Source organism: Pseudomonas agronomica (assembly GCF_025917275.1).
Taxonomy (GTDB): Bacteria; Pseudomonadota; Gammaproteobacteria; order Pseudomonadales; family Pseudomonadaceae; genus Aquipseudomonas; species Aquipseudomonas agronomica.
Genome location: NZ_JAOSHO010000728.1, coordinates 1 through 1,950 on the forward strand (window position 1 = coordinate 1; position 1,950 = coordinate 1,950).

The following is a 1,950-nucleotide window of genomic DNA, read 5'->3' on the forward strand; positions in this document are numbered from 1 at the left end:
CCGAGCGGGAGCGAGGTCCCTCGTCGCAGGGGATAACGTGAGCGTTAGAGCTTCGGCAACTGCCCGATCCGCCCCATCATTTCGGTCACGACCTGCAGGTCCAGCAGGAACTGCTCCACGGTCTTGAACTCGTTGTCGTTGTGACCGGTGTACTTCACATCGGGCATGGCCAGGCCGAATTGCACGCCGTTCGGCAAGTCATGGACCGACGTGGCGCCAGCGGAGGTGCCGAACTTATGCTCCATGCCCAGGTTCTCGGTGGCGACGGCCAGCAGCGCCTTGACCCATTCGCCTTCGGGGTTGCGGTACATCGGTTCGTCGATAGAGTTATCGAAGGCCACCGCGACCTTGGACTTCTTGGCCCAGGCGGAAAGCTTGTCGTTGATCTCCGTCTTCAGCGTCTCGGTCGGCTTGCCCACGGGCACCCGCAGGTTCACGGCCAGCTTGAAGGTCTTGTCATCCATCCCGACGTAGGTCAGCGAGGCGGTCAGCGGGCCCATGAACGCGTCGGTAAAACCGATGCCGAGCTTCTTGCCCAGGTAATCCAGGCCCCAATTGTCAGTGGCATAGCGGGCGGCGTCGGTGATGTGGTTGTGCTTGAGCGCGACCTTGCCGTCGAGGCCGTTGATGAAGTCGAGCATTCTGGCCACCGGGTTGACGCCTGACTCGGGCTCGGAGGAGTGGGCGGAAACGCCAGTGAAGGTTAGCTTGACCGTCTTGCCGTCCACCTCGCTTTTTACCTCAAAGTCGCCGCCATTGGCCTTGGCGTAGTCAGTGCCGGCCTTGCGCAGGCTGGCGGCCAGTTCGGCGGGCTTGTCGGTGGCGAATGTCGCGACTGAAGTCGATGGGATCTGGTTGGTCGCCATGCCGCCGGTCAGCCCGGTGATCTCGGCGCCTTTGCCCTGGCCCGCGCGACGCGGGAACTTGGCCATGACCGTGCCGTAGCCTTTCTCGGCGATCACCACCGGGTAGCTGCCATCCAGCGCCAGGTTGTAATTGGGCGTCGGGTTGCGCTCGAAATAATAGGGGATGGCATCGCCGGTGGTTTCTTCGGTGGTATCGACCAGCAGCTTGAAGTTACGCGCCAGCGGCAGTTTTTCTTCCTTGATGATCTTCATGGCGTAGAGCGCCACGACGATGCCGTTCTTGTCGTCCTCGGTGCCGCGACCGTACATGCGATCGCCCACCAGGGTGACCTTGAACGGATCAAGCTTGGTGCCGTCCTTGAGCACCCAGTTTTCCGGCGTCACGGGCACCACGTCGGCATGGGCGTGAATGCCCACGACTTCGTCGCCGCTGCCTTCGAGGGAAATCTCATAGACGCGGTTGTCGATGTTGCGGAAGTTCAGGTTGAAGTCGTTGGCCAGGCTCTTGATCTTGTCGGCGATCTTCAGGAATTCCGGGTTTTCATGCTGGGCCACGCCGTCCTTGCGATAGGTCGGGATTTCCACCAACTGGCGCAAGGTCTCGGTGGCGGCCTTGCCGTACTTCACCCGGGCGTAGAGACCCAGCAGCCGATGGATCTCGTTCTGTTGCTCGGCGGACAGGGTTTTGTTGTCTTGGAAAGCGCTGATAGCGGGGCTGAGGTTGGCGGACTTGGCCAGGTCACTCTTGGCGACGCTGGCCAGGAACTGGCGGAAATCGCTGACCGAGGTGTCGGCGAAACTCGCGACCAGGTTCGCACTCTGCTGCGCGGTGATGTTGGCGTTGGCCGACATCGGCAAGGAAGTCAGGCTGGACAGGACGAGGGTGGCAATAGCAAGGCGCTTGAACGGAAAGTTCATGGTGGCAGGCATTCCTTTGCAGGGGAAAAGTGTCGTTTGATGAAACAACCACTTACAACCTAGCATCATGAATGCGGGTTGGGGGAGTCCTTTGAACGGAATATGTCGCCCGTAAAAGCGCAAACGGCGCAGAAATGAAAAATCCTCTGTGGGAGCGAGCTTGCTC

At 60.5% G+C, this 1,950-nt stretch carries 1 protein-coding gene; it reads right to left on the reverse strand.

Annotated features, from left to right (window positions below):
• Window positions 1-44 precede the first annotated feature (44 nt).
• Window positions 45-1,784: a dipeptidase gene (locus OC610_RS26590; protein ID WP_264432194.1), complete on the reverse strand. Its 1,740-nt coding sequence runs from the start codon at window positions 1,782-1,784 to the stop codon at window positions 45-47.
• Between the last annotated feature and the right edge of the window lie 166 nt (window positions 1,785-1,950).